Annotated in this window: 28 protein-coding genes; 13 read left to right on the top strand and 15 right to left on the bottom strand. The window is 70.0% G+C overall.

Translation table 11 applies throughout. From position 1 onward, the window contains the following. Positions 1-9: 9 nt before the first annotated feature. Positions 10-594: a hypothetical protein gene (locus C472_RS12650; RefSeq protein WP_006630234.1), complete on the bottom strand. Its 585-nt coding sequence runs from the start codon at positions 592-594 to the stop codon at positions 10-12. Between the two features lie 149 nt (positions 595-743). On the opposite strand from C472_RS12650, the gene C472_RS12645 reads away from it, so the two are divergent. From C472_RS12645 to C472_RS18035, 4 genes are all read left to right on the top strand, one after another. Beyond that, the gene (locus C472_RS12645) at positions 744-1049 is read left to right on the top strand and encodes a 30S ribosomal protein S24e (protein WP_006630233.1); all 306 of its coding nucleotides are present in this window, start codon (positions 744-746) and stop codon (positions 1047-1049) included. 10 nt (positions 1050-1059) lie between these two features. After that, positions 1060-2817, top strand: coding sequence for a bifunctional N(6)-L-threonylcarbamoyladenine synthase/serine/threonine protein kinase (locus tag C472_RS12640; RefSeq protein ID WP_006630232.1), 1758 nt, complete (start codon positions 1060-1062; stop codon positions 2815-2817). A gap of 76 nt (positions 2818-2893) precedes the next feature. Further along, a complete protein-coding gene (locus tag C472_RS12635; RefSeq protein ID WP_006630231.1) occupies positions 2894-3187 on the top strand; it encodes a DUF5808 domain-containing protein in 294 nt (97 codons plus the stop codon). Positions 3188-3304: 117 nt separating this feature from the next. Then, positions 3305-3439 (top strand): hypothetical protein, encoded by a 135-nt coding sequence (locus tag C472_RS18035; RefSeq protein WP_004597316.1) that lies wholly within the window; start codon positions 3305-3307, stop codon positions 3437-3439. On the opposite strand, the gene C472_RS12630 is transcribed toward C472_RS18035, so the two are convergent. The 4 genes from C472_RS12630 to pyrH form a co-directional block, all read right to left on the bottom strand. Continuing rightward, the gene (locus C472_RS12630) at positions 3423-4334 is read right to left on the bottom strand and encodes a sensor histidine kinase (protein WP_006630230.1); all 912 of its coding nucleotides are present in this window, start codon (positions 4332-4334) and stop codon (positions 3423-3425) included. The two genes, C472_RS18035 and C472_RS12630, sit on opposite strands and share 17 nt — an antisense overlap. 98 nt (positions 4335-4432) lie before the next feature. After that, entirely contained in the window at positions 4433-4693 is a 261-nt protein-coding gene (locus tag C472_RS17385; RefSeq protein ID WP_006630229.1) for a DUF7573 domain-containing protein, read from the bottom strand. Next, complete coding sequence (gene lysS, locus C472_RS12620) at positions 4694-6442, bottom strand: lysine--tRNA ligase (protein ID WP_006630228.1); 1749 nt, start codon at positions 6440-6442, stop codon at positions 4694-4696. Continuing rightward, the gene (gene pyrH, locus C472_RS12615) at positions 6439-7158 is read right to left on the bottom strand and encodes a UMP kinase (protein WP_006630227.1); all 720 of its coding nucleotides are present in this window, start codon (positions 7156-7158) and stop codon (positions 6439-6441) included. The genes lysS and pyrH overlap by 4 nt, the downstream gene beginning before the upstream one ends. Positions 7159-7298: 140 nt before the next feature. Here pyrH and C472_RS12610 point away from each other — a divergent pair, with 140 nt between their 5' ends. From C472_RS12610 to C472_RS12595, 4 genes are all read left to right on the top strand, one after another. Then, the gene (locus C472_RS12610) at positions 7299-8162 is read left to right on the top strand and encodes a molybdopterin synthase (protein ID WP_006630226.1); all 864 of its coding nucleotides are present in this window, start codon (positions 7299-7301) and stop codon (positions 8160-8162) included. 335 nt (positions 8163-8497) lie between these two features. Further along, positions 8498-8758, top strand: a complete 261-nt coding sequence (locus C472_RS12605) for a DUF7123 family protein (RefSeq protein ID WP_006630225.1) — start codon at positions 8498-8500, stop codon at positions 8756-8758. Positions 8759-8956: 198 nt separating this feature from the next. Next, positions 8957-10105: a site-2 protease family protein gene (locus tag C472_RS12600; RefSeq protein WP_006630224.1), complete on the top strand. Its 1149-nt coding sequence runs from the start codon at positions 8957-8959 to the stop codon at positions 10103-10105. A 7-nt stretch (positions 10106-10112) separates the two neighbouring features. Then, entirely contained in the window at positions 10113-10997 is an 885-nt protein-coding gene (locus C472_RS12595; protein ID WP_006630223.1) for an FkbM family methyltransferase, read from the top strand. Position 10998: 1 nt separating this feature from the next. Here the strand turns inward: C472_RS12595 and C472_RS12590 are convergent, their stop codons facing one another. From C472_RS12590 to C472_RS12575, 4 genes are all read right to left on the bottom strand, one after another. Then, the gene (locus C472_RS12590) at positions 10999-12672 is read right to left on the bottom strand and encodes an ABC1 kinase family protein (protein ID WP_006630222.1); all 1674 of its coding nucleotides are present in this window, start codon (positions 12670-12672) and stop codon (positions 10999-11001) included. 3 nt (positions 12673-12675) lie between these two features. Continuing rightward, entirely contained in the window at positions 12676-13050 is a 375-nt protein-coding gene (locus tag C472_RS12585) for an Hsp20/alpha crystallin family protein (RefSeq protein WP_006630221.1), read from the bottom strand. 75 nt (positions 13051-13125) lie between these two features. After that, positions 13126-13827, bottom strand: coding sequence for a DUF2391 family protein (locus C472_RS12580; RefSeq protein ID WP_006630220.1), 702 nt, complete (start codon positions 13825-13827; stop codon positions 13126-13128). 83 nt (positions 13828-13910) lie between these two features. Next, positions 13911-14681, bottom strand: coding sequence for an alpha/beta fold hydrolase (locus C472_RS12575; protein WP_006630219.1), 771 nt, complete (start codon positions 14679-14681; stop codon positions 13911-13913). A 185-nt stretch (positions 14682-14866) separates the two neighbouring features. Between C472_RS12575 and C472_RS12570 the strand changes: the two genes are divergently transcribed. Together C472_RS12570 and C472_RS12565 are read left to right on the top strand one after the other, a co-directional pair. Then, complete coding sequence (locus C472_RS12570; RefSeq protein ID WP_006630218.1) at positions 14867-15118, top strand: Hsp20/alpha crystallin family protein; 252 nt, start codon at positions 14867-14869, stop codon at positions 15116-15118. Then, positions 15115-17382, top strand: coding sequence for a CDC48 family AAA ATPase (locus C472_RS12565; RefSeq protein ID WP_006630217.1), 2268 nt, complete (start codon positions 15115-15117; stop codon positions 17380-17382). Before C472_RS12570 ends, C472_RS12565 begins: the two co-directional genes overlap by 4 nt. A gap of 30 nt (positions 17383-17412) precedes the next feature. On the opposite strand, the gene C472_RS12560 is transcribed toward C472_RS12565, so the two are convergent. Further along, positions 17413-17655 carry a hypothetical protein gene (locus C472_RS12560; protein ID WP_049906626.1) on the bottom strand — a complete coding sequence of 81 codons (243 nt, stop codon included), beginning with the start codon at positions 17653-17655 and terminating at the stop codon, positions 17413-17415. A 426-nt stretch (positions 17656-18081) separates the two neighbouring features. Here C472_RS12560 and C472_RS12555 point away from each other — a divergent pair, with 426 nt between their 5' ends. Then, positions 18082-21243, top strand: coding sequence for an adenosylcobalamin-dependent ribonucleoside-diphosphate reductase (locus C472_RS12555; RefSeq protein ID WP_006630215.1), 3162 nt, complete (start codon positions 18082-18084; stop codon positions 21241-21243). Between the two features lie 188 nt (positions 21244-21431). Here C472_RS12555 and C472_RS12550 read toward each other — a convergent pair whose 3' ends face one another. Both C472_RS12550 and C472_RS12545 read right to left on the bottom strand, forming a co-directional pair. Beyond that, the gene (locus tag C472_RS12550; RefSeq protein ID WP_006630214.1) at positions 21432-21866 is read right to left on the bottom strand and encodes a hypothetical protein; all 435 of its coding nucleotides are present in this window, start codon (positions 21864-21866) and stop codon (positions 21432-21434) included. A 99-nt stretch (positions 21867-21965) separates the two neighbouring features. Beyond that, positions 21966-22943 (bottom strand): aldo/keto reductase, encoded by a 978-nt coding sequence (locus tag C472_RS12545; RefSeq protein ID WP_006630213.1) that lies wholly within the window; start codon positions 22941-22943, stop codon positions 21966-21968. A gap of 129 nt (positions 22944-23072) precedes the next feature. On the opposite strand from C472_RS12545, the gene C472_RS12540 reads away from it, so the two are divergent. Beyond that, the gene (locus C472_RS12540) at positions 23073-24785 is read left to right on the top strand and encodes a cryptochrome/photolyase family protein (protein ID WP_006630212.1); all 1713 of its coding nucleotides are present in this window, start codon (positions 23073-23075) and stop codon (positions 24783-24785) included. A 39-nt stretch (positions 24786-24824) separates the two neighbouring features. Here the strand turns inward: C472_RS12540 and C472_RS12535 are convergent, their stop codons facing one another. Both C472_RS12535 and C472_RS12530 read right to left on the bottom strand, forming a co-directional pair. After that, positions 24825-25070 (bottom strand): hypothetical protein, encoded by a 246-nt coding sequence (locus C472_RS12535; protein ID WP_006630211.1) that lies wholly within the window; start codon positions 25068-25070, stop codon positions 24825-24827. 63 nt (positions 25071-25133) lie between these two features. Next, on the bottom strand, positions 25134-25313 hold the full coding sequence (locus C472_RS12530) for a DUF7470 family protein (protein ID WP_006630210.1): 180 nt from the start codon (positions 25311-25313) through the stop codon (positions 25134-25136). A 96-nt stretch (positions 25314-25409) separates the two neighbouring features. On the opposite strand from C472_RS12530, the gene eif1A reads away from it, so the two are divergent. Then, complete coding sequence (eif1A, locus tag C472_RS12525) at positions 25410-25700, top strand: translation initiation factor eIF-1A (protein ID WP_006630209.1); 291 nt, start codon at positions 25410-25412, stop codon at positions 25698-25700. Here the strand turns inward: eif1A and C472_RS17670 are convergent. Continuing rightward, positions 25692-25917 (bottom strand): hypothetical protein (locus C472_RS17670; protein ID WP_206536581.1); only part of this gene is annotated, 226 nt, incomplete at its 5' end. The genes eif1A and C472_RS17670 overlap by 9 nt on opposite strands.

Here is a 25917-nt window from a genome sequence, read left to right as displayed (position 1 = left end):
AGACGGCACTCACTCGCGGTCGACGGCGACCGTCGCACCGAGGACGGCGAGACCGACCGCGAGCGCGACCGCGCTCGTCAGTCGGGGCGTCACCGGAACCGTCGACACCGCGAGGTACGGCTCGATCCCGTTTTCCCGGAGTCCGTCGAGCGTTTCGACCCCCCAGTGACCGCTCGCCAGCAGCGCGAGACCGACGCCGACGCCGAGCCCGCCGGTGACGAACCCGACGCCCGTGAGCGCGTCCTCCGCGGCGAGGAGCGTCCAGACGTCTGCGTCGGTCGGCTCGGGACCGCGGGCGAGGCGGCGCTGGAGCGCGACGAGGCCGAGGCCCGCGCCGCCGGCCGCGACGGTCCCGGCCAGCACGACCGCCGCGACGCCGAGCGGCGTCGTCGCCGGCGGGCCGCCGAAGCCCGCCTCCCGGACGGCCGCGGGCAGGGTCGCGACGAGCGGGGCCGCGAGCGCGCCGAGCAGCGCGACGACGCCGCAGATCCGGGCCTTCCGGATCGGCGACAGCGGGACGATGATATTCGCCGCTCGGACGAGGTCGTACTGCGAGCGGTCCGCCGGGTCGAATCGGGCGTCGTCGTCAGACATCCGCGTGGTAATGGGACACAGGGGACGGAGGACTGAAACCCTGACGCCGAACCGTGCGCTCGGTCGACGGTCGGCGGGCAGTTCGGCGGCGACACCCCCGCTTCGAAATCCTTTTACAGCTTTCGAGGGGATATACGCTTAACTGAACCATGGACGTCGATATCATCTCCGAGGAGGAGAACCCGATGCTGCACCGCACGGACATCCGTTTCGAGACGACGCACGAGGAGGCGACCCCCTCGCGGCTGTCGGTCCGCGACTCGCTCGCGGCCAAGCTGGACAAAGACTCCGAGGAAGTCGTCGTCCACGAGCTCGACACGAAGTTCGGCATGCGCAAGACGATCGGCTACGCGAAGGTGTACGACTCGGCCGCCGACGCCTTAGACGTCGAACAGGAGCACATGCTCGAACGCAACAAGATCGGCGACGAAGAGGCGGACGCCGAGGAAGCCTAACGCCCGCCGGATGCGCGTTCTCGGCATCGAAGGTACCGCGTGGTGCGCGAGCGCCGCGCTGTACGACGCCGAGGCCGATTCAGTTCTCATCGAATCCGACCCCTACGAGCCGGACAGCGGCGGCATTCACCCGCGCGAGGCCGCCGAGCACATGTCCGAGGCGATCCCGGAGGTCGTCGACCGGGTCCTCACGGCGGCCGAGGCGGAACACGGTCCGGACGCGGTCGACGCGGTCGCGTTCTCGCGCGGGCCGGGGCTCGGTCCCTGTCTCCGGATCGTCGGGACCGCGGCGCGGTCGCTGGCCGGGACGCTCGACGTGCCGCTCGTCGGCGTCAACCACATGGTGGCGCACCTGGAGATCGGTCGTCATCAGTCGGGGTTCGACAACCCGGTGTGCCTGAACGCCTCGGGGGCGAACGCCCACCTGCTCGGCTACCACGACGGGCGCTACCGCGTGCTCGGCGAGACGATGGACGCGGGCGTTGGCAACGCGATAGACAAGTTCACCCGCCACGTCGGGTGGAGCCACCCGGGTGGCCCGAAGGTCGAGGCGGCCGCGAAGGAGTTCGCCGCGGACGCGAGCGAGGCCGGGGGCGGAGAGGCCGGAGCGCCCGCCGATCTCCTCGATCTCCCGTACGTCGTCAAGGGAATGGACTTCTCGTTTTCCGGGATCAGCTCGGCCGCCAACGACGCCGCGGACGACGGGGTCGCCGTGGAGCGGATCTGCTTTTCGCTTCAGGAACACGTGTTCGCGATGCTCGCGGAGGTGTCGGAGCGCGCGCTGTCGCTGACGGGCGCGGACGAGCTGGTGTTGGGCGGCGGCGTCGCGCAGAACGACCGCCTGCGGGAGATGCTGGCCGCGATGTGCGAGGCCCGCGGCGCGGACTTCTTCGCCCCGGAGCCGCGCTTCCTCCGGGACAACGCGGGGATGATCGCCGTGCTTGGCGCGAAGATGGCCGCCGCGGGCGACACCCTCCCGGTCGCCGAGTCTGCGGTCGACCCGAACTTCCGGCCGGATCAGGTGCCGGTGACGTGGCGGGCTGGCGAGTCCGTCGCGCGGGTCCCCAGTAGCGGAGAGTCGACGGGCGCGGGGGCGACGGGCGCAGGGAAGACAAGCGCGGAGGCGGCGGAGGCGGAGACGGTCGACCGCCGCGGCGCGGAGGCGACCGTCACGGTTACTGGAACGGGCGACGGCCGCCGTGTGACCAAGCGGCGGGTGGCGAAGTCGTACCGATACCCGGCGCTGGACCGGACGCTCAGGCGCGACCGGACCGTCGCGGAGGCCCGGCTGACGAGCGAGGCGCGGCGCGCGGGCGTCCCGACGCCGCTCGTGTACGACGTCGACCTCGCGACCACGACGCTGAGCCTCCAGCACGTCGGCGAACGAGACCTCGCGGCCGCCCTCGAAGAGCGCTGGACGGAGCGCGTCGGCCGCCACCTCGCGCGGCTCCACCGCGCGGGGATGGTCCACGGCGACCCGACCACCCGGAACGTCCGGGTGTCGCCGGACGGTCGGGACGGCGCGAGATCGGATGGGACCGCGGAGGGGACGCCGGAGACGTACCTCATCGACTTCGGACTCGGCTACCACACGGGACACGTCGAGGACCACGCGATGGACCTCCACGTGTTCGAGGGGTCGATCCGGGCGACCGCGGCCGACCCTGACCCGCTGATCGCGGCGTTCGAGGCGGGGTACGAGTCCGTCGGCGACCCCGAGGTCCTCGGTCGGCTCCGAGACGTCGCCGACCGCGGGCGGTACCGCTGACGGCGACCGCGCCGCGCGGCGCGACCCGAGACCGGTTGCGCCACGATTTATGGTGCCGGCCGACAGAGTGCGTCGTATGGCAGACAAACAGTCGTCGGGAGAGATTCTCGGCATTCCGTACAACTTCGAGCGGCCGAGCCTCGGACGGCTCCTCTCGTCGTACTGGCAGCCCGACAAGGGGATGCTCGTCGAGAAGCCGTTCGGCATCGGCTACACGCTCAACCTCGCCAACTGGCGGTCGTGGATCGTCCTGGCGGTCGCGGGCGGACTGTACTACCAGCAACAGCAGTCCGGGGGTTCGGGCGGCCTCGACGAGGACGCGCCCGAGGACGACGACGGGCCGGTCGAAGTGATCGTCGACGACGACTGAGCGCGGTCGCGCCGGATCCGCCGGTCGGTCCCCCGTGCCGCGCCGACGCGGTCGCCGGTTCTCGCCGCTGATTCCGTATCGGTTTCTTTTAAATACGAGAAGAACGGAGTGGAGCCAATGAAGGTACAGTTCGAGTGCTCGTGTTCGGAGGAGATCTCCGAGTTTACCCGCGGAGAGACCAGCCGCGGGGTTCACGTGGAGTGCGGCAACTGCGGCGCGGTGTACGCCGTGACGATCACCGAGTTGGAGTAGCGGGCGGGGCCGTCGACTCGAAGCGGAGCCGGACCGTGGTGCCGTCGTCGTCCGCCTCGAACCGGACGGTGCCGCCCTGCGTCTCGCACATCCACTTGACGAGCCACAGCCCGATGCTGCTCGCGTGCGAGAGCGCCGTCTCCTCTTCGGCCTGTAACACGGCGCGTTCGTCCGAGGGGATGCCCGGGCCGTTGTCGGTGACCTCCAGGCACGTCGTCGCCCCGTCGTCGCGGATCGTCGCGTCCACGCGTCGGGTCGACGCGTCGTTGTGCGTGACCGCGTTCTCGAACACCTCGCGGATCGGGAAGGCGACGGAGTCGTCCGCCCGGATCCACGCCTCCGAGGGGCCCTCGACGGTGACCGAGGCGTCGGCGGCGTCGACGGTTCCGACCGCCTCGCGAACCGCGTCGACGAGGTTGACCCGACCGTCGGGTCGCTCGGGCGACGCGTCCTCGATCACCCGGAGCTTCTCGCTGATCGCGACGACGTCGTCGGTCGTCTCCCGGATCGTCGCGACGTACTCCTCGCTGCGGTCGTCGTCGATCCGGTCGCCGAGGAGGTCCGCGTACCCGCGGATCACGTTGAGGTCGTTCCGGACGTTGTGACGGAACACCCGGCTCAACACTTGTAGCTGCTGGTTGGAGGTCTCGAGGTCCCGACGGGCGACCTCCGCCCGGCGGCGGTGGTAGGTGACCGCCCCGTAGAGGACGCCGCCGGAGCCGACGATCAGCAGCCAGTCGCCGACGAGACGCGTCGGCGTCCACGCGGTCGCGGTCCCGGTCGCGGCGGCGACCGCGAGGTCGGCCGCGACCGCGCACAGCGCTCCGACACTGAGGTACGCTGCCGTGAGTGCGGTCGCCGACCGGCCGTAGACGAATTCCGATATACATTTCATTTGTATTTAATTTATATTCAAGTGAATATTCTCGTACGGGACGCATCTACGGCCGACGACTTAAGCTTTAACCGCCCGACGCCGGAACGGCGGGGCGGTCACCACGCGGCGCAGTCCGCACAGACGAACGCCTCGCCGTCGCGCCAGCGGCGCTCGACGCGCTCGCCGCACCGGTCGCAGGCCGCGCCGTCGGCGTGCCACGTCGAGGTGGCGGTCGCGGGAGCGGCGTCCGGGGCGTCGGCGTCCGGGGCGTCGGCGTCCGGGGCGTCGGCGTCCGGGGCGTCGGCGTCCGTGGTCTCGTCGGAGTCGTCGACGGCTCCGTCCGGGGCGAAGTCGTCGAGCGACCGGTCCTCGGACATCTACGCCTCCCGCCGGAGCCGGTCGACGACGTACTCGCGCTCCAGTTCGCCGAGGAACTCGCCGAGCCGGGGCCCCTGCGTGTCGTCGAAGAACAGGCGGTAGCCCGCCGCGAAGAAGTCGCTCACCTCGACGTCGTGCTCGCGGGCGGTCTCGTACATCTCCGCCTGAATCGCCTCGCCGTCGTGGCCGGCCGCGACGAAGTCTGCGAGGTCGTCGAGCGCGGCCGCGACGGCGTCGTCGAACTCGACCGCGGGCAGGTCGGTCTGGAGCCGGTAGTCGTACTCGTTGCCGGTCCGCTCCGCCCAGTTCCGGGCCTGCTCCACGCGGGCGAGCGCGGCGTCGACCGCGTCGGCGTCCGCGTCGTCCGGGATGTGTCCCTCGTCACGGGCGAGGCGCTCGCGGAAGTCGGGGTCGTCGACCATGCCGAGGACCGCCGCGAACGTGTACGGAAGCCGGATCGGCCTCTCCGTCGGCGGGTCGTCGGGGCGACCGACGACGAACGGGTACGCGCGCTCGGCGAAGGCGGTCAGGTCCGGGTCGTCGATCTCGCCGAAGTAGGCGCGCTCGAACCGGTCAAAGCGGTCGACGAGCTGGTCGAGCCGCTCGACGCTCAGGTCGCGGGCCTTCTTCGGGTGGAGCGCGAAGAAGAAGCGCAGCACCTCGGGTTCGAGCAGTTCCAGCAGCTCCTGGACCGTGACGACGTTCCCCTCGGAGGAGGAGAACGCCTCGCCGTTGAGCGTGAACCACTCGTACACCATCGGCACGGGCGGCTCCTCGCCGAACACGTTCCGGGCGACGTCGACGCCGGAGGGCCACGACCCCTCCGCGTGGTCCTTGCCGAACGGCTCGAAGTCGACGCCGAGGACGCCCCACTGGGCGGGCCACTCCAGCCGCCACGGGAGCTTCCCCTCCCGGAACGTCGCGGTGCCCTCGTGGCCGCACCCCTCGATGGTGTTGCCGCCGGCGTCCATGTCGGTACAGACGTAGTCGACGGTCTCACGGTCGAGGTCGATCGCCGTCACCGTCTCCGTGACCTTCCCGCACGCCTCGCAGACGGGATTGAACGGGACGTACTCGTCGTCGACTTTGTCCTGGTACTCGGAGAGCACCTCGCGGACGCGGTCGACGTCGGCGAGGACCGTCCGGACCGCGTCGTCGAAGTCGCCGTCGGCGTACAGTTCGGTGTTCGAGAGCATCTCGACGGGGACGTTCAGGCGGTCGGCGTCGGCCTTCAGCAGGCCGGCGAAGTGGGCGGCGTACGACTCGGACTCGCCGAACGGGTCCGGTATCGACGTGTACGGCTTCCCGAGGTTGCGGCCGAGCGCGCCGGCGTCGACCTCGCCGAGCCCGACGATGTCGCCGTCCGCGTTCGCCAGTTTTCGCGGGACCTTCCGGAGCGGGTCCTTGTCGTCTGAGGTGAACACCTGGCGGACCTCGCGGCCGCGGTCGCGGAGCACCTCGGCGACGAAGTAGCCGCGCATGATCTCGTTGAAGTTCCCGAGGTGGGCGACGCCCGACGGGGAGACCCCGCCCTTGATCACGATCGGCTCGTCGGGCTCGCGCGCCTCGATCTCGTCGGCGACGACATCGGCCCAGAAGGCGCGGAACATCTCGTCCGCCCGGTCGTCGGTCGCCGCTCCCTCGTCCAGCGCGGACTCCTCGGAGAGGATGTGCGGCGAGTCGTCGGGCCGCGAATCGGCGGGCGAGGAGTCGGCCGGGCCGTCGCGGTCGGCGTCGTCCGCGCTCATCGCTCACCCGCCCAGTAGCTCGGTTCGTCGCCGTCGGTCGGCACCACGTCCGTCCCGGTGTGGTCGCCGCGGAGGACGGCGTCGACGACGGCGGTCGGGTCGGTCCCGTCGAGGACGATCGACCGGATCCCCGCCCGGTCGATCAGCTTCGCGGCGAGCAGGTCGACGGGCGCGGAGGCCCCCGCGTTCCGGCTCATCGGGAGGACGATATCGACGAGTTCGGCCGGCGACAGCGACGCGAACTGCGTCGCGTCGGGGTCGGCGTTGGGGTCGGCGTCGTACACGCCGTCGGCGCTGGTGGCGTACACGAGCAGGTCGGCGTCGACCGACTCCGCGAACGCGGCGGCGACCGCGTCGGTCGTCTGGCCGGGCGTGACGCCCCCCATCACCGCGGCCTCGCCGCGGCGGAGCGCCGCGCCGGCCTCCTCGTAGTCGGTCGCGGGCGCGAGGTTCGCGCGGTCGCCGAGCGCCGCGATCAGCAGTCGCGCGTTGAGCCGAGTGGTGCCGATGCCGAGCCGGTCGAGTTCGACCTCGTTGGCCCCGATGTCGCGGGCCGTCTCGATGTACTCGCGGGCGACGCCGCCCCCGCCGACGACGACCCCCACCTCGCAGCCGTCGGTGACCAGCCGTTCGATCGCCTCGGCGTACGCGGCCACGCGCTCGGGGTCGAGGTCCGGCGCGAGGACGCTTCCGCCGACAGAAACGACGACTCTCATTGCCGACGAGTACCCCTGTCGCGGTCTTAAGGATTGTCAAGCCCGGACGCGCGGGTCGCGCCGGGGGAGCCGCCGACCTCCCGGCCGTCGCCCCGAGACGACCGGGAAACGCCTAAGCCGGTCGCGTCCCGCTCTCGGGTATGCGACCGATATCGATCGTCGGGGACGGTGCTCCGAGGCTGGCGCGACGGCTCGCGGCGCGGCTCGGCGGGCGCGTTGCCGTCGTCGAGCGGGACGACGCTGCCGACGGCGACCGACCGGACTCGGGCGACGCGACCGCCGACGGCGGGGTCGTCGACGGCCGGGCCGCCGACCCCGGACAGCGCCCCGAGGCCGACACCGCGCTCGCGTTCGACGGCGACGGGCACTGGACCGGGAGAGGGGAAATCGAGGGGTTCGACGACCTGCTTGACGGACTCGCCCCCGACCACGACTACCTGATCGCGGTCGGCGAGTCGCGGCTGCGGGTGCCCGCGGCCCTCCTCGGCGAGGATCCGGACCCCGAGGGCGTGCCGGGGGCCGTCCTCGCGACCGCGCCCGCCCCGGACGCGGTCGACCTCGACGGGCTGGTCGCCGACCTCGACGCCGCGGAGCCGTGGATCACCCGCGAGACGCTGGTGCGGCGCGTCGAGGCGTCGGTGGACGCGGACCGGTCGGGCGCGATCGCCACCTTCACCGGTCGCGTGCGCGCCCGCGACGACCCGGACGACGACCGGACGACGCACCTCGCCTTCGAGAAGTACGAGGGAGTCGCCGCCGAGCGGATGGACGCCATCGCCGACGAGCTGACCGACCGCGACGGCGTCTTCGACGTGCGGATGCACCACCGCACGGGCGTGATCGGGGCGGGCGAGGACATCGTGTTCGTCGTCGTCCTCGCCGGCCACCGGCGGGAGGCGTTCCGGACCGTCGAGGACGGGATCGACCGCCTGAAGGACGAGGTGCCGATATTCAAAAAGGAGGCGACGGAGTCGGAGACGTTCTGGGTTCACCGGCGCGACTGAGGGAGCCGGAGGCCCGCGCGGACGGTGCGGACGCCGGCGCGGTCGACGCCGCGCGAGGGGCGCGCGGTCGGTCAGAGGGGTCGGAATGGAGTTATTTTTGCCGCAAACCGTCGGTCGAACGGAGCGACGGCGACGGAACCGATGACGGAGTCGTGACCCGATTAAAAGGTCTCAGAACCGTTTATAAAATTTCTAAGCCGGTTTGAAACGTTTTTAAAACGTCCGTCAGACACGTTTTAGCCGCGCGGTCTCGGTGAAACGCCCTGAAACCCTCTGAACGTCACCCAACGGTGTCACCTTTATAACACCCTCCGGCGGCAAGCGTGGGATGTACTATGAGCGCGACTGCAAACCCCTCCACGAACGCGAGCGCGAACGACGACCGCAGCAAGGAAGAGCGGCTGAAGGACTACCTGCTCGACCGCGCACAGGACGGCGAGATGTACTTCAAAGGGAAGTTCATCTCCGAGGACGTCGACCTCTCCCCGAAGGAGATCGGCGCGCTGATGGTGAAGCTCCGCGACTCCGCGACGGAGCTGACCGTCGAGAAGTGGTCGTACACGGGCGCGACGACCTGGCGCGTCGAGCCCGCCTGATCCGGTCTCGCGCCGCGACCAAACCCGACCCGTTCGATCCCCGCCGCGCTCGACCCGCGGCGCGGTCCCCGCCCGCGCTTTTCGGACACGCTCGAATCCGCGAGCGGCCGCTCCGGTCGTCCGATTCCGGTCGTCCGATTCCGGTCCCCCTGCCCGCCGACGCGGGGTTTATACTCGCCGACCGGTTACGACGTGCCGATGCCAGACCACGAGGACGCGGCGACGCCCGACGACGGCGCGCCGCGTCCGGACCCCCTCCGGACGTTCTTCAGGATCGACGAGGTCCGCCGCGAGGACGGCCGCGTGCGATACCACGGCGAGTCGTACGTCCCGGAGCGGACGCTGCTGCGGAAGCTGACCCCGCACTTCCGGGAGGCGGGCTACGAGGTCGACGTCGAGGCCGTCGAGGGCGGCCACGTCGTCGTCGCGACGCCGTTCGACCGCGGGAGCGACGGGATCCCCTGGGTGAACGTCGCCATGTTCGCGGCGACCGTGCTGTCGACGCTGTTCATCGGCGCGTACGGCTGGTACTACGTCCCGCTCTCGGAGATTCAGTCGAACCCGCTGTCCCTGCTTCAGGCGTGGCCGTTCACCGCCGCCGTCCTCGGCGTCCTGATGACCCACGAACTCGGCCACTACGCCGCCGGGCGCTACCACGGCGTCCCCGTCTCGCTGCCGTACGTCATCCCGTTCGTCTTCCCGTTCGGGACGCTGGGCGCGATCATCCGCATCCGCGGCCGCATGCCGTCGCGAAAGGTCCTCTTCGACATCGGCGCGGCCGGCCCCATCGCCGGACTGGTCGCAACGGTTGCGGTGACCGCGATCGGCCTCTCGCTCGATCCGATCCGCGTGCCCGCGGAGCTGGCGACCTCCTCCGGGGCGATGATCCGGTTCAACAACCCGCCGCTTCTGGGGCTCATCGCCGACGCGCTCGGCCGGCCGACGAGCTACGGCGACCCGCGGCTCACCGCCCACCCGGTGGTGATCGGCGGGTGGCTGGGGATGTTCTTCACCCTCCTGAACCTCCTGCCGGTCGGTCAGCTCGACGGGGGCCACATGGTCCGGGCGATGCTCGGCCCGCGACAGGAGACGGTCGCGGCGCTCGTGCCCGGCGTCTTGTTCGGGATCGCCGCGTACCTCTACTTCTGGCGGGGTCTCGGCCTGAACGAGTCCGTCGGCCTGTGGGCGTTCTGGGGCGTGTTCGCGGCGGTGATCGCGTTCAACGGCCCGGCGGACCCGACCGACGAGGGCGGACTGGGACTGCCGCGGCTCGCCGTCGGCGTCGCCACGTTCGCCGTCGGCGCGCTCTGTTTCCTCCTCGTGCCGATCCAGGTCATCGGAGGGTGACGCCGCGATGAGCGGACTCGCCCCGCTGCTGTCCGCGCGGGCCGAACGGCTCGGCTTCCGGACGCTGTACCGCCTCGCGGACCTGACGTACGCGCTCGGCGTCGCGACCCCGAAGCGGACGGTCGCCGGGACCTACTGGAGCTACGAGCCGACGAACCCCCACGGCGACGACCCCGGGCTCGCCGCGCTCGACCGCCTGCCGGACGACGCGGTGATCCTCGACGCCGGCGCGCACGTCGGCGAACACGCGATCCCGCTGGCGCGGGACACCGACCGGCGGGTGGTCGCGTTCGAACCGAACGGCGAGAGCGCGGACCGGCTGGCGCGGAACGCGGAGCGGAACGGGCTCGGCGACCGGATCGACCTCAGGCGGGCGGGCGTCGGGGACGCGGACGCGACGCTGACCTTCTACCGGTCGACGTTCTCGAAGTGCTCCGCGTTCGACCGCGACCTCGCGACGAGGTGGGGCGCGAGCGTCGCGGGCACGGAGTCGGTCCCGGTCCGGCGGCTCGACGACCTCGTCGAGGGGGTCGGCGGTCGCCGACCGGACAAGAGGGTCGGCGAGTCCGACCCGACCGAGGGGGTCCCCGTCCCGCCGCCGGACGCGATCAAGGTCGACGTGGAGGGCCACGAGGCCGCGGTCCTCCGGGGGGCGGCGGCGGCGATCGAAACCCACCGCCCGCTGCTCGTCGTCGAGGTTCACGACGCGGGCTCGGGAGTCGACCCCGAGTCGGGAGTCGACCCCGAGACGGACGACTCCGCGGCCGACGGTTCCGCGACCGGCGGCGACGCCGACCTCCGCGAGTGGCTACAGGCGCGCGGCTACGCGGTCGAGGACACGGAGGACGTGTGGATCTGCCGGCCGGCCGAGAGGCCGTCGGCGCGGGACTGAGTCAGTCGTCGCGCCGGTTCTTCATGCCCTGTCTGGTGAACTGCGGCGTGGCGCGGAGCCCGCGCTTCGTGCGGAACGACCGGTACAAGGCGATCGCGAGCGGCGCGGACAGCGCGAGGATGCCCAAGGCGATCCGCCACTGCTGGGTGAACGAGTAGAGGATCGTCGCCGAGAGGACGCCGACGGCGAGCAGCACGGAGTAGGCGATCCGCATCGCCAGCTTCTCCAAGACGTCGGTGTCGTCCTCCAAGACGACGTTGACCGTCAGGTCGTCGCGGTTGGCGCGGTCGAGGAACTCGTCGGCCTTCGGCGGGACCGTGAACAGCGCCTCGGTGGTCTTTTGCACCTGCCTGCCGGCGTCCTCGGCGAGGTCGCGGGCGGTCTGCTCGTAGTAGCCCTCCTCGCGGAGGTAGTCCGTCGCCGTCGAGATGAAGTCGAACTCGGGGTCGAGCGTGACGCAGACCCCCTCGACGACGGTGGCGACCCGGAGGACCAACGCGAGGTTCGGGGGGAGCCGCAGCGGGAACTCGTAGATGGTCGACTCCACCTGCTCGATGATCTGGTTCACCTGGTACTGTTCGATGTCCTCGCCGCTGGCGTCGGCGATGGCCAGCTCCATCACGTTGCCCATCACCTCTCGGTCGGCCTCCGGCGAGAGCGTGCCCATCGAGATGAGCGTGTCGAGGATGGCGTCGATGTCCTGTCTGGCGACCGCGACGTAGAACTCGACGATCTTCTCCTGGATGAACGGGTCGACCCGGCCCGCCATGCCGAAGTCGTAGAAGATCACGGAGCCGTCGTCCGCGACCGCGAGGTTCCCCGGGTGGGGGTCGGCGTGGAAGACGCCGTCCTCGATGATCATCTGGAGGTACACCTCCTGGAGCGTCTCGGCGATCGCGGTCCGGTCGTGACCCGCCTCGTCGAGCGCGTCGACGTCGCTGATCTTCGTGCCCGGGACGTACTCCATGGTGAGCACGCGCGGGCCGGAGACCGCCTCGTACGTGCGCGGGATCCGGATCCGCTCCTCGTCCGCGAAGTTGTCGCGGATCTCTTCGAGCATCGTCCGCTCGCGGGCGTAGTCCATCTCCTCGTGGATCGTCTTGTCGAACTCGTCAGCGAGGTTCTCCAAGGAGAACGCCCGGCCGGCACCCGTGAACCGCTTGATGAGCGGGATCGACCAGCGGATCGTCCGGAGGTCGGCCTCGACGAGCGACTCGATGCCGGGACGGCGGACCTTCACCGCGACGGAGTCCCCCTCGTACTGGGCCGTGTACACCTGCCCGAGGCTCGCGCCGCTTATCGGCTCGCGGTCGAAGTCGTCGAACGTCTCGTCGACCGGGCCGAACTCGTCTTCGAGGACGGCGCGGGACTCCTCCCACGACGCCGGAGGCACGTCGTCCTGTAACCCCTCCAGCACCTCGATGTACGCCGGCGGGAGGATGTCGGGCCGAGTCGAGAGGATCTGGCCGAGTTTGATGAACGTCGGGCCGAGCGTGAGCAGGATGTCGAGCAGCACCGCGGCGCGCTCGCGCTGGGTCTCGGCGTCGACCTCGCGGCTCCCGCCGAACAGGAAGTACCGCCGCCTGTCACGCCAGTAGGCGACGATGAGCGGCGAGAACTGCCGCAGGACGACGACGAACCGCCAGTAGGCGCGAAGGTTGACCAGCGTGACCACCCGTCAGGCGTCGCCCTCGTCGTCCGCGTCATCGACGGGGATGGTCCGGGAGACGTCGCTTTCGCGCTTGGGGAGCGAGATCTCGAGGACGCCGCGGTCGATCTCGGCGTCCGCGCCCGCGCCGTCGGCGTCGGTCGGGAGCGGGAGCTCCGCGTCGAGGAACAGCGGGCGGTCCTCGCGGACGTACTCGAACCCCTCGGGGACCGCCTTCTCGCGGCGGCCCTCGATCTCGATGCGGCCGTCCTCGACGAGGACCTCGGTGGTCTCGGCGGTCGCGCCCGGGAGGTCGATGACGAGGACGTACCCCTCGTCGGATTCGAGTAAGTCCGCAAACACCGCGTCCGGGAGGTCCCGGAGCGCGTCGCGTAGCGCTGACATGGACGCTGGTAGGGTCGCCGCGGCGAAAAAGCTGTGGAAAGGAGGGTCGGCGAACGGGGGAGGCGTCGTCCCGAATCAGCTTTCGTCGCCGATGTCGAGGTCGAGCGGCCCGATGTCCTCGCCCTCCGACTCGCCGGGGAGGATGTCGCCGAGCCCCGCGCCGAACGCGGCCGCGGCCCAGACGACCGCGATCCGGCCGAGCCGTTCGAGCGTCGTCGGGTCTCCCTCGTGGAGGCGGCCCCAGAACAGCAGCATCACCGTCGACGTGGTGAGCGACACGAGGAGCACGCCGGCGTACCGCCGGGGGATGACCCCGAGGATCGGGTGGCGGATCGCGATCTGCCGGAAGTCGGCGAAGTAGAGGAGTCCGGCGACCGCGACGAACACGAACCCGACGTGAGCGAGGAGGAGGACGGGGACGCCCGCGACGGTGACCGCCGCGAACCACGCCGCGATCTCGAAGACCCCGCCCTCGACGAGCAGCGGGAGCGCGAACAGCACCGCCCCCACGAACGACTCGGCCAGGTCCCGGGAGGTGTACTTCGTGATCCGCTCGGCGAACGCGGCGCTCCCCGGCATGCGTTCGACGAGCGAGATGGTCTGTCGGACCTTCTCGCGCTCGTGGCCCTCGTCGACCGTGTCGCTGAGCGCGTCGAGCTTCGCGAGCAGGTCGTCGATGTCCGGTTCGGCGGGCCCGTGGTCGGGGGCCGCGGCGTCCGTCGGCTCCGGGGGGTCGGACGCGCCCGTGTCCGGGTCCCGCTCGTCGCTGTCGACCATGTGGTCCGCGACGCGCGAGCGCCCCAAAAGCGTTGCCGGCGGCGGGGCGGGACGGCGGACGCGCGCCGCGATCCCTCGCCGAGCTACAGTCGATCGAGGAACTCCGCGAGCGCCTCGTTGAACGCGGCCGGCCGTTCGAGCATCGCGAGGTGGGCGGCGTCGGGGAGTTCGGTCCACTCCCCGTCCGGGATCCGGTCGGCGAGGTACTCGTGGTACGCCGGCGGGGTGAGTTCGTCGTGTTCGCCGACGACCGCGAGCGCCGGGACGTCGACCGCGTCGAGCCGGTCCCGCGCGTCGAACCGGTGGCAGGTCAGGAAGTCCCGTTCGGTCACCTCGCGACCGCACGCCCGCATCGACGCCTCCGAGAGCTCGACGTACTCGGCGGGCGCGTCGTGGAACAGCCGGTCGGGTTCGTGGAGCGTCGACACCGCCCGGTCGAAGTCGCTCGCGAGCGCGTCGCGGAGCGGCTCGGCCACCGCGAGCTTCGCGCCCGTGCCAGCGAGGACGAGCCCGTCGAGCGCGAGGTCGCGCTCCAAGGCGATCCGCAGCGCGACCGCGCCGCCCAGCGAGTTGCCGCAGAGCACGGTCGCGCCCGTCGCCTCGGCGACCGCGACCACGTCGTCGGCGTACGCGTCGAGCGTCTCGGGGCCGGCGGGCGTCGCGACGTCGTCGCTGTCCCCGTGCCCCGAGAGGTCGACGGCGACGCCCGGGAACCGGTCGGCGAGCCGCGCCTGCGACTTCCAGACGTCCAACGTGCCGCCGCTGCCGTGGACGAAACAGACCGTCGGTCCGTCGCCGCCGCGGTCGAAGCGCCGGTACGCCGTCGCGCGGCCGTCGTGGGGGAGCCGTTCCATGGCGGACCGGTTCGACGCGGAGGGCAATAAACGCCGGAGGGAGCGGACGCGGGGTCGGGAACGAGGGCCGGGATCGTCGTCGATCCGACCCGAACCGCTACACTACCGGTACGTCGGCGAAACACTCACGTCATGCGGTTTTCTGCGACAAGTTTATATATCTGTGCGACTAACTCGTAGTTAGGATGGATCACATACAGACCCAATCGACCGGCGACGGCGCGCTGTTGCGCCGGTACGAGTACGACGACGGGTGGATCGTCGCCGCCGACTTGGGCGTCGACGACGAGACCGTCGCGATCGACACCGTCGGCGAGACGGCGATCGTCGTCGTCGAGGGACCGGACGAGCCGGTCGAAACGGAGTTCGAACTGCCCGGAACGGCCGCGTCCGCGGCCGTGAACAACGGCGTTCTCACCGTGGAGGGCGAGCGATGAAGCTCACCGTCAAGCCGCTGAAACAGAAGGACGCCGGCCGTCGCCTCGCAGCGATCGACCGCGTCGCGGCCGACGAGCTGGGGCTCTCCGGCGGTGACATCGTCCGCGTCGAGGGCTCGGACGGGGCGGCGATCGCCCGCGTCTGGCCCGGCTACCCCGAGGACGACGGCACGGGCGTGATCCGCATCGACGGCCGCCTCCGGCAGGAGGCCGACGTGGGGATCGACGACCGCGTGACCGTCGAGGACGTGGACGTCTCGCGGGCGGACGCGGTGACGATCGCCTTCCCCAGCCAGCTGCGGGTGCGGGGGCAGATCGCCCCGTTCATCCGCGACAAGCTCTCCGGCCAGCCGGTGACCGAGGGCCAGACGATCCGCACGTCGCTCGGCTTCGGGCTGATGGGCGGCCAGTCGCAGGCGGTCCCGATGAAGATCGCGGAGACCAGCCCCGGCGGCACGGTGGTCATCACCGACGAGACGGAGATCAGCATCTCCGAGATCTCCGCCGAGGAGATCGCCGACCGCGGCGAGGCGGCGGGCGGGACCGGCGAGGGGCCGGACGTCGCCTACGAGGACATCGGCGGGCTCGACGACGAGCTCGAACAGGTCCGCGAGATGATCGAGCTGCCGATGCGGCATCCGGAGCTGTTCAAACGGCTCGGCATCGACCCGCCGAAGGGCGTCCTGCTCCACGGCCCGCCGGGCACGGGGAAGACGCTGATCGCGAAGGCCGTCGCCAACGAGATCGACGCGAACTTCCACACGATCTCCGGCCCGGAGATCATGTCGAAGTACTACGGCGAGAGCGAGGAACAGCTCCGCGACGTGTTCGAGGAGGCCGCGGAGGACGCGCCCTCGATCATCTTCATGGACGAGCTGGACTCCATCGCGCCGAAACGCGAGGAGGCCGGCGGCGACGTGGAACGCCGCGTCGTGGCCCAGCTCCTCTCGCTGATGGACGGGCTCGAAGAGCGCGGCGAGGTCGTCGTCATCGGGGCGACGAACCGCGTCGACGCAATCGACCAGGCGCTCCGACGGGGCGGCCGCTTCGACCGCGAGATCGAGGTCGGCGTCCCCGACCGCGACGGCCGCAAGGAGATCCTTCAGGTCCACACGCGGAACATGCCGCTGACCGACGGGATCGACTTGGACGAGTACGCCGAGAACACGCACGGCTTCGTCGGGGCGGACCTCGAGTCGCTCGCGAAGGAGTCGGCGATGCACGCGCTGCGGCGCATCCGCCCGGAGATCGACCTCGAAAGCGACGAGATCGACGCCGACGTGCTGAACAGCATCCAGGTGACCGAGGACGACTTCAAGCAGGCGATCAAGGGGATCGAACCCTCCGCGCTGCGGGAGGTGTTCGTGGAGGTCCCCGACGTCACCTGGGATCAGGTCGGCGGTCTCGAAGGCACCAAAGAGCGGCTCCGCGAGACGATCCAGTGGCCGCTGGAGTACCCCGAGGTGTTCGAGGAGCTCGACATGCAGGCCGCGAAGGGCGTCCTGATGTACGGCCCGCCGGGCACGGGGAAGACCCTGCTCGCGAAGGCCGTCGCAAACGAGAGCGAGTCGAACTTCATCTCGATCAAGGGCCCGGAGCTGTTGAACAAGTACGTGGGCGAGTCCGAGAAGGGCGTCCGCGAGGTGTTCAGCAAGGCCCGCGAGAACGCGCCGACGATCGTGTTCTTCGACGAGATCGACTCGATCGCGACCGAGCGCGGGAAGAACTCCGGCGACTCCGGCGTCGGCGAGCGCGTCGTCTCCCAGCTGCTGACGGAGCTCGACGGGCTCGAATCGCTGGAGGACGTGGTCGTCATCGCGACGACGAACCGGCCCGACCTCATCGACTCCGCGCTGCTGCGTCCCGGTCGGCTGGACCGGCACGTCCACGTGCCCGTCCCCGACGAGACGGCGCGCCGCCGGATCTTCGAGGTCCACACGCGCGACAAGCCGCTGGCCGACGACGTCGACCTCGACGCGCTGGCCCGCAAGACCGACGGCTACGTGGGTGCCGACATCGAAGCGGTCGCCCGCGAGGCCTCGATGAACGCCTCCCGGGAGTTCATCGGCAGCGTCTCCCGCGAGGAGGTCGGCGAGTCCGTCGGCAACGTCCGCGTGACGATGGAGCACTTCGAGGACGCGCTGAGCGAGGTGAACCCCAGCGTCACCCCCGAGACGCGCGAGCGCTACGAGGAGATTGAAAAGCAGTTCAAGCGGTCCGACGTCGACCGCACCGAGGCGGAGCCGGGCGCGGCGTTCCAGTAGAACGCTTCGCCGGCCTTCTGACTGCGTTTTTCAGATCAGTCCGACCGTCGACAGCAGGTAGAACGCGGCGACGACGACGATGCCGATCGTGACGAGCCGCCACGCCAGCTTCAGGACGAACTTCCCGACGACGATGACGAGCGCGACGGCGACCAGTGCGACGAGCAACTGCCCGACCTGGCTACCGAGGAGCGCGGCCTGCGCCGGCACGGCGAGGCCGGCGAGCGCGAGGGATGAAGCGGTCATGTCCGGGACCATGGCGAGGCCGGGCATAAGCTTGTGGGACCGGGCCGCGGCAACAGTTATCGGAATCTGATATGTACGCGACAAGAACTGCGGGAAATCCGGACGTACGCACGCCGACTCGGGGATCAAGACGGTGCTACTGGCCATCCTGACTCCGAGAATCGCCGACGGCCAACCCCCCTTCTGTTCCGGTGGGAAGCCGCTTCTGTCCCGCGTTTTCCGCGAGCGACGATCAGTTTCACCGCGGTCTGGCTACGCTTATGTGTCCGGAGTCCGTTCGTTGCCGACGTACCGGAGTTAGCGTCAGACGCGCGGCACAGCCGTTACATATCGAATCGGACACGTAGACGCCGGTCGGGTCCGGACATCCGAACCTACAAGGGCCCGCCTCGCCAGTACACCAACACTACGAATGATCCAGATCCCACGCCAAGCCAGCGGGGTGACCGTCGAATGAGCAGCGACGGTGTCACCGCGGACGACCTCGAACTGCCGATCAAACGCACCACGGGCGACACGATGGAGGAGCGCCTCACGGGCAACGCCTACCACAACATTCTGCCCGCGCGCTACCTCCGGAAGAACGCGGACGGGGAACCGGACGAAGATCAAGAGGAGCTGTTCGACCGCGTCGCGCGCAACGTCGCGCTCGCGGAGGCGGTCTTCGAGGCCGAGCGACAGGGCGTCGACGTCACCGTCACGCCCGACCAGCTGAAGCCCGACCATCCGCGGCGCGACGAGCTCGCCGAGGAGGTCTTCGGCGCGGGCGTCACGGCCGACGACGACATCGAGACGACGCTGACGGAGCACAACGTCAACAAGTTCGCGTACGAGACCGTCGTGCCCGAGCTGCCCGACGGCGTGCGCGGGCACGTCGAGGAGACCGCCGACACGTTCCGCGACGGGATGGAGTCGCTGTCGTTCATGCCGAACTCCCCGACGCTGATGAACGCGGGCGACGAGCTCCAGCAGCTCTCCGCCTGCTTCGTCGACTCCCCCGGCGACGACATCACCGACATCCACCAGACCGCCAAGGAGGCGGCCGAGGTGTTCCAGTCCGGCGGCGGCATGGGGTACGCCTTCTGGCAGCTCCGTCCCTACGGCGACTCCGTCGGCTCGACCGGCGGCATCGCCTCCGGACCGATCACGTTCATGCGGACGTTCGACCAGATGTGCGAGACGATCGCGCAGGGCGGCGCGCGCCGCGGCGCGCAGATGGGCGTCATGCGCATCTCGCACCCGGACGTCATCCAGTTCATCCACGCGAAGAACAAGGACGTCTCGCTGGCCCACTCGCTGCGGCTCAACGACCCCGACGACTTCACGCACAACTCCTTCGCGGACGCCCTAGAGGAGGCCCGCGACCTCATCGACGAGGACGGGAAGGTCCCCGAGCACCTCCGCAACGCCGTCGAGGGACACCTCTCGAACTTCAACATCAGCGTCGGCGTCACCGACGACTTCATGGACGCGCTGCGGAACGACGAGGAGTTCACCTTCACCAACCCCCGCACCGGTGAGGCCCACGTCGCGACGCCGGAGACGAAGGAGCTGTACGACATGTTCGGGCTCGGCGAGCACGTCGAGGTCGGCGAGGAGCTCTCGATCCCGGCCGCCGAGATCTGGGACGACATGATCGAGGGGGCCCACGAGAACGGCGAGCCGGGCGTCGTCTACCTCGAACGGATCAACAAGGAGCACTCCTTCGACGTCGAGGAGAACCCGGACCACCGGATCCTCGCGACGAACCCCTGCGGCGAGCAGCCCCTAGAGGAGTACGAGGCGTGTAACCTCGGGCACATCAACCTCTCGACGCTCGCCGACTTCGACGCGCCCGACTGGCGCGTCTGGTCCGAGGAGCACGGCGACGAGTACGAGACGCGCGCCGACGCGATCGACGCCTTCCTCGACGAGGCGATCGACTTCGAGGAGTTCGACGACCGGATCGCGTACGGCACCCGCTTCCTCGAGAACGTCGTCACGATGTCCGACTTCCCGGTCGACCAGATCGAGCAGAAGGTCCGCGACATGCGGAAGATCGGGCTGGGGATCATGGGGCTCGCGCAGCTGTACATCCAGCTCGGCGTCCGCTACGGCTCCGAGGAGGGCAACGAGATCGCCCGCCAGCTGATGACTCACATCAACCACGAGTCGAAGCTGGCCTCCCACGAGCTCGCCGAGGAGCGCGGGACGTTCAACGACTGGGGCGATTCGAAGTACGCGAACCCGACCGAGTACCGCGACTGGTTCGAACACTACACCGGGCTCGACGCCGACGAGTGGGCGGACGGGTTCCCGATCCGCAACCACAACACGACGACGATCGCGCCCACGGGCACGACGTCGATGATCGGCAACACGACGGGCGGCTGTGAGCCCATCTACAACGTCGCCTACTACAAGAACGTCTCCGACGACGTCCAGGGCGACGAGATGCTCGTCGAGTTCGACGACTACTTCCTCCGCACGCTGGAGGCCAACGACATCGACGTCGAGGCCGTCAAGCAGGAGGCGCAGGCCCAGATGGCCGAAAACGAGTTCGACGGCGTGGACGGCTTAGAGACGGTGCCGGACGCGATCGGCGAGCTGTTCGTCGTCACCGGCGACCTCACGGCGAAGGACCACGCCGGCGTTCAGGTCGCCTGTCAGAAGGGCGTCGACTCGGCCATCTCGAAGACCGTCAACGCGCCGAACGACTCCACGCTCGGCGACGCGAAGGAGGTCTTCGAGTACATCTACGAGAACGGCGGGAAGGGCGTCACCTACTACCGCGACGGCACCCGCTCGAAGCAGGTGCTCACGACGCGCGCGCAGAACACGGAGTTCGCCGACGAGAGCGAGGCCGCGGAGACCATCGTCGAGCAGATCAACGAGGTCTTCGGCGGCGTCGAGGCGTTCCTCGACAACGAGGACGTCCAGACCGCGATCGACGCCGAGGTCGACGGTCTGCTCGAAGCCACCGAACAGCCCCGGATCGACTACAGCGAGCGCAGTCCGCGTCCCGACTCCCTGAACGGCGTCACGCAGCGGGTCGAGACCGGCTACGGCAAGCTGTACGTCACCATCAACGAGGACGACGAGGGGCTGCCCTTCGAGCTGTTCGCGAACATCGGCCATTCCGGCGGCTACACCAACTCCTTCACGGAGGCGCTCGCGAAGGTCATCTCGACGGCGCTCCGCTCGGGCGTCGACCCCGAGGAGATCGTCGACGAGCTACAGGGCACCCGGAGCCCGAAGGTCGCGTGGGACAAGGGCGAGCAGATCCAGTCGATCCCGGACGCGATCGGGACGGCCCTGCGCCGCTACCTCGACGACGACGTCGACAAGGGGATCCCCCAACAGCAGAGCCTCGACGACGTCGAAGAGAGCGCGGCGAGCGAGTCCGCGGGCCGCCCGAGCCAGACCGACGGCGGTGCGGTCGACGCGGCCACGGCGACCGACGCCCCGAGCGGACCCGGACCGGCGGCAGAGGACGACGCGGCGGGCGCGGACGACGCGATGCAGGAGCTCATCGCGGCGGGCGAGTCGCCCGAGTGTCCGGACTGCGGCGGCATGAACCTCTACTACTCCGAGGGCTGTAAGACGTGCGAGTCGTGCGGCTGGTCGGAGTGTTAGACGGGCCGGATCGACGCCGGTAACGAGCGGTCGGCGACGCGGCTGTTCTTTTCAGATCGGTTCGGAAGCGACGGCTGTCGGGGGCGAACGTCGCGGTTCGACGGGAACGGGGTGGTAATCTCCCGTCGATCGGCGGACACGCGGGTTCTGGGGGTCGAAAAGCGGAGAGAGAATCGCCGACGGGTCAGTCAGTCGTCTTCGAGCGCCTGCGCGATGCGCTGGAGCTGGCGGGTCGCGTCGCGGACCTCGTCGCGGAGCTGGCGCACCTCGCGGACCAGTTCCTCGTTGCCGCCGTCGTCGCCGCGGCCGCCGCGCTCGCCCTGCGCGCCGGGGCCGCCGCCCATGCCGGGCGGGCCGCCCGCGCCGCCGGGGCCGCCGCCGCCCATCATGCCGGACATCATCTGCGCGAAGGGGTTGCCGCCGCCGCCACCGCCCATCCCCGGCGGGCCGCCGCCGCCCATCATCTCCTCTGGGTCGGGGCGGTCGCCCTCCTCGCGCTCCTCCTCGCGTCGCTCGCGGATCTCCTCGACGCGCTCGCGGAAGGACTTCTCCTCGCCGTCGTCGCCCTCGGGGGCGTCGCCCTGTTCGTCGGCTCCGCCGTCTGTGGCGTCGTCGTCTGCCATGCGCCACGGTTCGGCGGCGCTGCCGAAAAGGGTTGTCGTGGCGTCCGCGACGGTGCGTTTATAAGCGGCGCGACGCGCCCGAGTCGGGGCTCCGGCGGCTCACTCGTGGCCGGAGACGCGGACGGGCTCGTATGGCGCTTCGAGCCACTCCATGTCCGAGTCGGACAGGTCGATGTCCAGCGCCTCGACCGCGTCCTCGAGGTGCTCGACGCTCGTCGTGCCGACGATGGGCGTGTCGACCCACTCCTTGTGGAACAGCCACGCCAGCGCGACCTGGGCCATCTTCACGCCCTTCTCCGCGGCGAGTTCCTCGACGCGCTCGTTGACCGCGAGCCCGCCGCCCTCGCGGTAGGGGTGCGCGTAGAGGTGCTCTTCGGTCTCGCCGCGGAGCGTCGCGTCCACGTCCTCGTGGGGGCGCGTCAGGTAGCCGCGGGCGAGCGGACTCCACGGCATCACGCCGATCCCTTCCTTCTCGCATAACGGGAGCATCTCCCGCTCCTCCTCGCGGTACGCGAGGTTGTAGTGGTTCTGCATCGTGGCGAACCGCTCGTACCCTTCGCGCTCGCTGGTGCGGAGGGCGTCCGCGAACTGGTGGGCCCACATCGAGGACGCGCCGACGTACCGCACGTCGCCGCGCCGCACGGCGTCGTCGAGCGCGGCGAGCGTCTCCTCGATCGGGGTCTCGTAATCCCAGCGGTGGATCTGATAGAGGTCGATCGCGTCGACGCCGAGGCGGTCGAGACTGTGCTGTAGCTCCTGTTCGATCGCCTTCCGCGAGAGTCCGCCCGAGTTCGGGTTCGACTCGTCCATCTGGAAGTACCCCTTCGTGGCGAGGACGTACTCGTCGCGGTCGTACCCGTCGAGCGCCTCGCCGAGGACGCGCTCGCTCTCGCCGTTCGAGTACATGTTGGCGGTGTCGAAGAAGTTCACCCCGAGGTCGATCGCGCGCTCGATCAGCTCCTTCCCCGCCTCCTCGTCGAGGACCCACTCGCGCCAGTCGGGGTCCCCGAAGCTCATACAGCCCAGACAGATCTTCGAGACGGTGGTGCCGGTGTTCCCGAGCGTCGTGTACTCCATACGCGGATCAGTTCGAGGCGGGACAAAAAGCTACGCGCGGCGGCGATCCGGAGGGTCACGGGGCGTCGCGAGCGGTCCCGTGCGCGGACGCGCCGCCGGAGCTATGACGCCGGCACCCGTACATCGGGCGTGAGCGACCGGACGACCTGCTGGCTGCTCGGCGACCAGCTCAACCCCGACCTCGACGTCCTCGACGACGCCGACGACGTGCTACTGATCGAGGCGCACGGCTTCGCCGACCGGAAGCCGTACCACGCGCACAAGCTAACCTTAGTGTTCTCCGCGATGCGGCACTTCCGCGACGAGTTGCGCGAGCGGGGCCACGACGTGACCTACGTGCGGGCCGCGTCGTTCGGCGAGGGCCTCGACGAGTTCTTCGCGGAGCGTTCGGCGGAGACGGGGGGCGACGGCGACGCGTCCGACCTGCGGCTCATGCGCCCCGCGAGCCACGGGGCCGGCGACCGGCTCCGCGAACTGGTCGCCGAGCGCGGCGGGACCCTCGAACTCGTCGACAACGAGCTGTTCTGGACGACCCCGGCCGACTGGCGGTCGTGGGCCGGCGGCGAGGAGGCCGAGATCGGTCCGGACGGGGCCGCCGACCGGAGCTACCGACAGGAGAACTGGTACCGGCACGTCCGCCGGGAGACGGGCGTGCTGATGGACGACGGCGACCCCGTCGGCGGGGAGTGGAACTACGACGACGCGAACCAGGAGACGCCGCCCGACGGCTGGGAGCCGCCCGCGCGGCCGACGTTCGAGCCGGACGACCTGACCCGCGAGACGCACGCGTGGGTCCGCGAGCGGTTCGACACGTGGGGGAACGACTCGCTCGACGGGTTCGCGTGGCCGGTCACCCGCGAGGACGCGCTGAAGGCGCTCGACCGGTTCGTCCGCGAGGGGCTGCCCGCGTTCGGCCGGTATCAGGACGCGATGGTCGGCGGGGAGCCGTTCTGCTCGCACTCGCTGTGCTCGCCGGCGATCAACCTCGGGCTGCTCGATCCGCACGAGCCGGTGCGGGCGGTCGAGCGCGCCTACGAGGAGCGCGGCGTCGAGCCGGGCGGGTACGACCCGACGGAGCGCGGCGGCGCGGACGCCGGAGCGACCTCGCTCGACGAGTTCGGCGACGGCGCGACGGACGGTCGCGGCTCGGAGGACGGGGGAGCCGACGCGTCGGCCGACGACCCCGCCCCGGTCCCGCTCAACGCCGCGGAGGGGTTCATCAGGCAGGTGATCGGCTGGCGGGAGTTCGTGCGCCACGTCTACCGGGAGGCGATGCCGGAACTGGCCGACGCGAACCGGCTGGAACAGGAGCGAGCGCTCCCGCCGGCCTACTGGGACGGCGAGACCGACATGGCGTGTCTCTCCGAGGCGGTCGGTCACGTCCGCGAGTACGGCTACGCGCACCACATCGAGCGGCTGATGGTGCTGTCGAACTTCGCGCTGATCTACGGCGCGGACCCCGCCGACCTGAACGAGTGGTTCCACCTCGGCTTCGTCGACGCCTACCACTGGGTGACGACGCCGAACGTCGTCGCGATGGGGTCGTTCGGCACGGACGTGCTCTCGTCGAAGCCGTACGCCTCCTCGGGGAGCTACGTCAACCGGATGAGCGACCACTGCGCCGACTGCCCGTACGCCGTCTCGCGGACGACGGGCGAGGGCGCGTGTCCGTTCAACGCGCTCTACTGGGACTTCCTGAAGGAGAACGAGGAGACGCTCCGCGGCACCGGGCGGATGGGGCTGATGTACTCGCACGTCGACGGGAAAGACGACGCTGAGTGGGCGGAGATCCGCGAGCGCGCGGCCCGAGTGCGCGAACTCGCGGCGGAGGGCGAGTTATAGCTGGGAGAGAGAGACGTTCTATCGGAACGGTCGGACCGCCTATTCGCCGCTCGCGAGCCGCCGCAGCCGCGGAATCGCCTGCTCGTAGCCGAGCCCGACGAGGCCGACGTACAGCGCGATCAGGCCCATCCCGACGGCCCACGCGCCGAGCACGAGGTCGCCGCCCGAGACGGCGGAGAGTCCGAACTGTTCGAGCACGACGCCGAGCACGGACGCGACGCCGGCACCCAGCGTGACGACGAGGAGTTCGGCGAGTTCGACCGCGACGGCGGGTACTTCGACCATACCCGACGAGGGACGGTCGATCAGTATGACTCTTTCGAGAGAACGGTGAACGCCGCGCCCGACTCACTTCAGTCCGAACGACCGCATGACCGTGTCGGCCAGCCCCTTGGCGATCAGCGCGAGGCCGGCCAGAACCACCATCAGCGCGCCGGCGACGACCGGGTCGTGGAGGGTCAGGATGCCGATTCCGGCGAAGACGACGAGGACGCCGACGATGCCTTCGAGTCCGAGCGTGTCGCGCATGTGCTCGGGTCCGCGGTCCGGTGAAGTAAAAGGGCCGTTTCGGTCCCGACGGAGAGCGGCCCTTTTATTTCGGCGAGTGCGTATGGCCGCGTACGCATGAGCAACGGAGACGGCAGCGGTCGGAACGACCTCCGGATGCCCGACGACGACGAGGTGTTCGCGGAGGTCGTCGAGATGCTCGGCGCGAACCGCGTCAAAGTGCGCTGTGCGGACGGGACCGAGCGGACCGCGCGCATCCCCGGCCGGATGCAAAAGCGCGTGTGGATCCGCGAAGACGACATCGTCCTCGTCGAGCCGTGGGACTGGCAGGACGAGAAGGCCGACATCTCGTGGCGCTACGAGAAGAGCGAGGCCGAACAGCTCCGCGAGGAAGGCCACCTACAATAAGTCGGCCACAGAGTAGCGGTCGAGTTTTTCGCCGCGAGCGCCTCCGCAGCCGACACCGCCGAAGCCCCGACCGCTCGATACGAAACAGTCGTTTCCGGCGACACGCCCACCGAAGCCCCAGCCGCGAGGCTGTACGTCCTCGTTTATAAATTGCCGATCGACACGAATACCTCCGAAGCCCCAGCCGCGAGAATCGAAGATTCTCTGGCAGCCGGCG

This window comes from Halorubrum tebenquichense DSM 14210, assembly GCF_000337415.1.
In the GTDB taxonomy this organism is placed as follows: Archaea; Halobacteriota; Halobacteria; order Halobacteriales; family Haloferacaceae; genus Halorubrum; species Halorubrum tebenquichense.
This window is presented reverse-complemented; position numbering and strand designations above follow the sequence as displayed.

Excerpts from the sequence above, each read along its gene's own strand:
- C472_RS12560 (WP_049906626.1), bottom strand. The coding sequence starts at position 17,655 with ATGCCCGGCCTCGCCATGGTCCCGGACATGACCGCTTCATCCCTCGCG.
- C472_RS12650 (WP_006630234.1), bottom strand. The coding sequence starts at position 594 with ATGTCTGACGACGACGCCCGATTCGACCCGGCGGACCGCTCGCAGTAC.
- C472_RS12550 (WP_006630214.1), bottom strand. The coding sequence starts at position 21,866 with ATGGCAGACGACGACGCCACAGACGGCGGAGCCGACGAACAGGGCGAC.
- C472_RS12580 (WP_006630220.1), bottom strand. The coding sequence starts at position 13,827 with ATGGTCGACAGCGACGAGCGGGACCCGGACACGGGCGCGTCCGACCCC.
- C472_RS12565 (WP_006630217.1), top strand. The coding sequence starts at position 15,115 with ATGAAGCTCACCGTCAAGCCGCTGAAACAGAAGGACGCCGGCCGTCGC.
- C472_RS18035 (WP_004597316.1), top strand. The coding sequence starts at position 3,305 with ATGAAGGTACAGTTCGAGTGCTCGTGTTCGGAGGAGATCTCCGAGTTT.
- C472_RS12570 (WP_006630218.1), top strand. The coding sequence starts at position 14,867 with ATGGATCACATACAGACCCAATCGACCGGCGACGGCGCGCTGTTGCGC.
- C472_RS12530 (WP_006630210.1), bottom strand. The coding sequence starts at position 25,313 with ATGCGCGACACGCTCGGACTCGAAGGCATCGTCGGCGTCCTCGTCGTC.
- C472_RS12585 (WP_006630221.1), bottom strand. The coding sequence starts at position 13,050 with ATGTCAGCGCTACGCGACGCGCTCCGGGACCTCCCGGACGCGGTGTTT.
- C472_RS12635 (WP_006630231.1), top strand. The coding sequence starts at position 2,894 with ATGGCAGACAAACAGTCGTCGGGAGAGATTCTCGGCATTCCGTACAAC.
- C472_RS12640 (WP_006630232.1), top strand. The coding sequence starts at position 1,060 with ATGCGCGTTCTCGGCATCGAAGGTACCGCGTGGTGCGCGAGCGCCGCG.
- C472_RS12575 (WP_006630219.1), bottom strand. The coding sequence starts at position 14,681 with ATGGAACGGCTCCCCCACGACGGCCGCGCGACGGCGTACCGGCGCTTC.
- pyrH (WP_006630227.1), bottom strand. The coding sequence starts at position 7,158 with ATGAGAGTCGTCGTTTCTGTCGGCGGAAGCGTCCTCGCGCCGGACCTC.
- lysS (WP_006630228.1), bottom strand. The coding sequence starts at position 6,442 with ATGAGCGCGGACGACGCCGACCGCGACGGCCCGGCCGACTCCTCGCCC.
- C472_RS12535 (WP_006630211.1), bottom strand. The coding sequence starts at position 25,070 with ATGGTCGAAGTACCCGCCGTCGCGGTCGAACTCGCCGAACTCCTCGTC.
- C472_RS12555 (WP_006630215.1), top strand. The coding sequence starts at position 18,082 with ATGAGCAGCGACGGTGTCACCGCGGACGACCTCGAACTGCCGATCAAA.
- C472_RS12595 (WP_006630223.1), top strand. The coding sequence starts at position 10,113 with ATGAGCGGACTCGCCCCGCTGCTGTCCGCGCGGGCCGAACGGCTCGGC.
- eif1A (WP_006630209.1), top strand. The coding sequence starts at position 25,410 with ATGAGCAACGGAGACGGCAGCGGTCGGAACGACCTCCGGATGCCCGAC.
- C472_RS12630 (WP_006630230.1), bottom strand. The coding sequence starts at position 4,334 with ATGAAATGTATATCGGAATTCGTCTACGGCCGGTCGGCGACCGCACTC.
- C472_RS12605 (WP_006630225.1), top strand. The coding sequence starts at position 8,498 with ATGAGCGCGACTGCAAACCCCTCCACGAACGCGAGCGCGAACGACGAC.
- C472_RS12610 (WP_006630226.1), top strand. The coding sequence starts at position 7,299 with ATGCGACCGATATCGATCGTCGGGGACGGTGCTCCGAGGCTGGCGCGA.
- C472_RS12600 (WP_006630224.1), top strand. The coding sequence starts at position 8,957 with ATGCCAGACCACGAGGACGCGGCGACGCCCGACGACGGCGCGCCGCGT.
- C472_RS12645 (WP_006630233.1), top strand. The coding sequence starts at position 744 with ATGGACGTCGATATCATCTCCGAGGAGGAGAACCCGATGCTGCACCGC.
- C472_RS12545 (WP_006630213.1), bottom strand. The coding sequence starts at position 22,943 with ATGGAGTACACGACGCTCGGGAACACCGGCACCACCGTCTCGAAGATC.
- C472_RS17385 (WP_006630229.1), bottom strand. The coding sequence starts at position 4,693 with ATGTCCGAGGACCGGTCGCTCGACGACTTCGCCCCGGACGGAGCCGTC.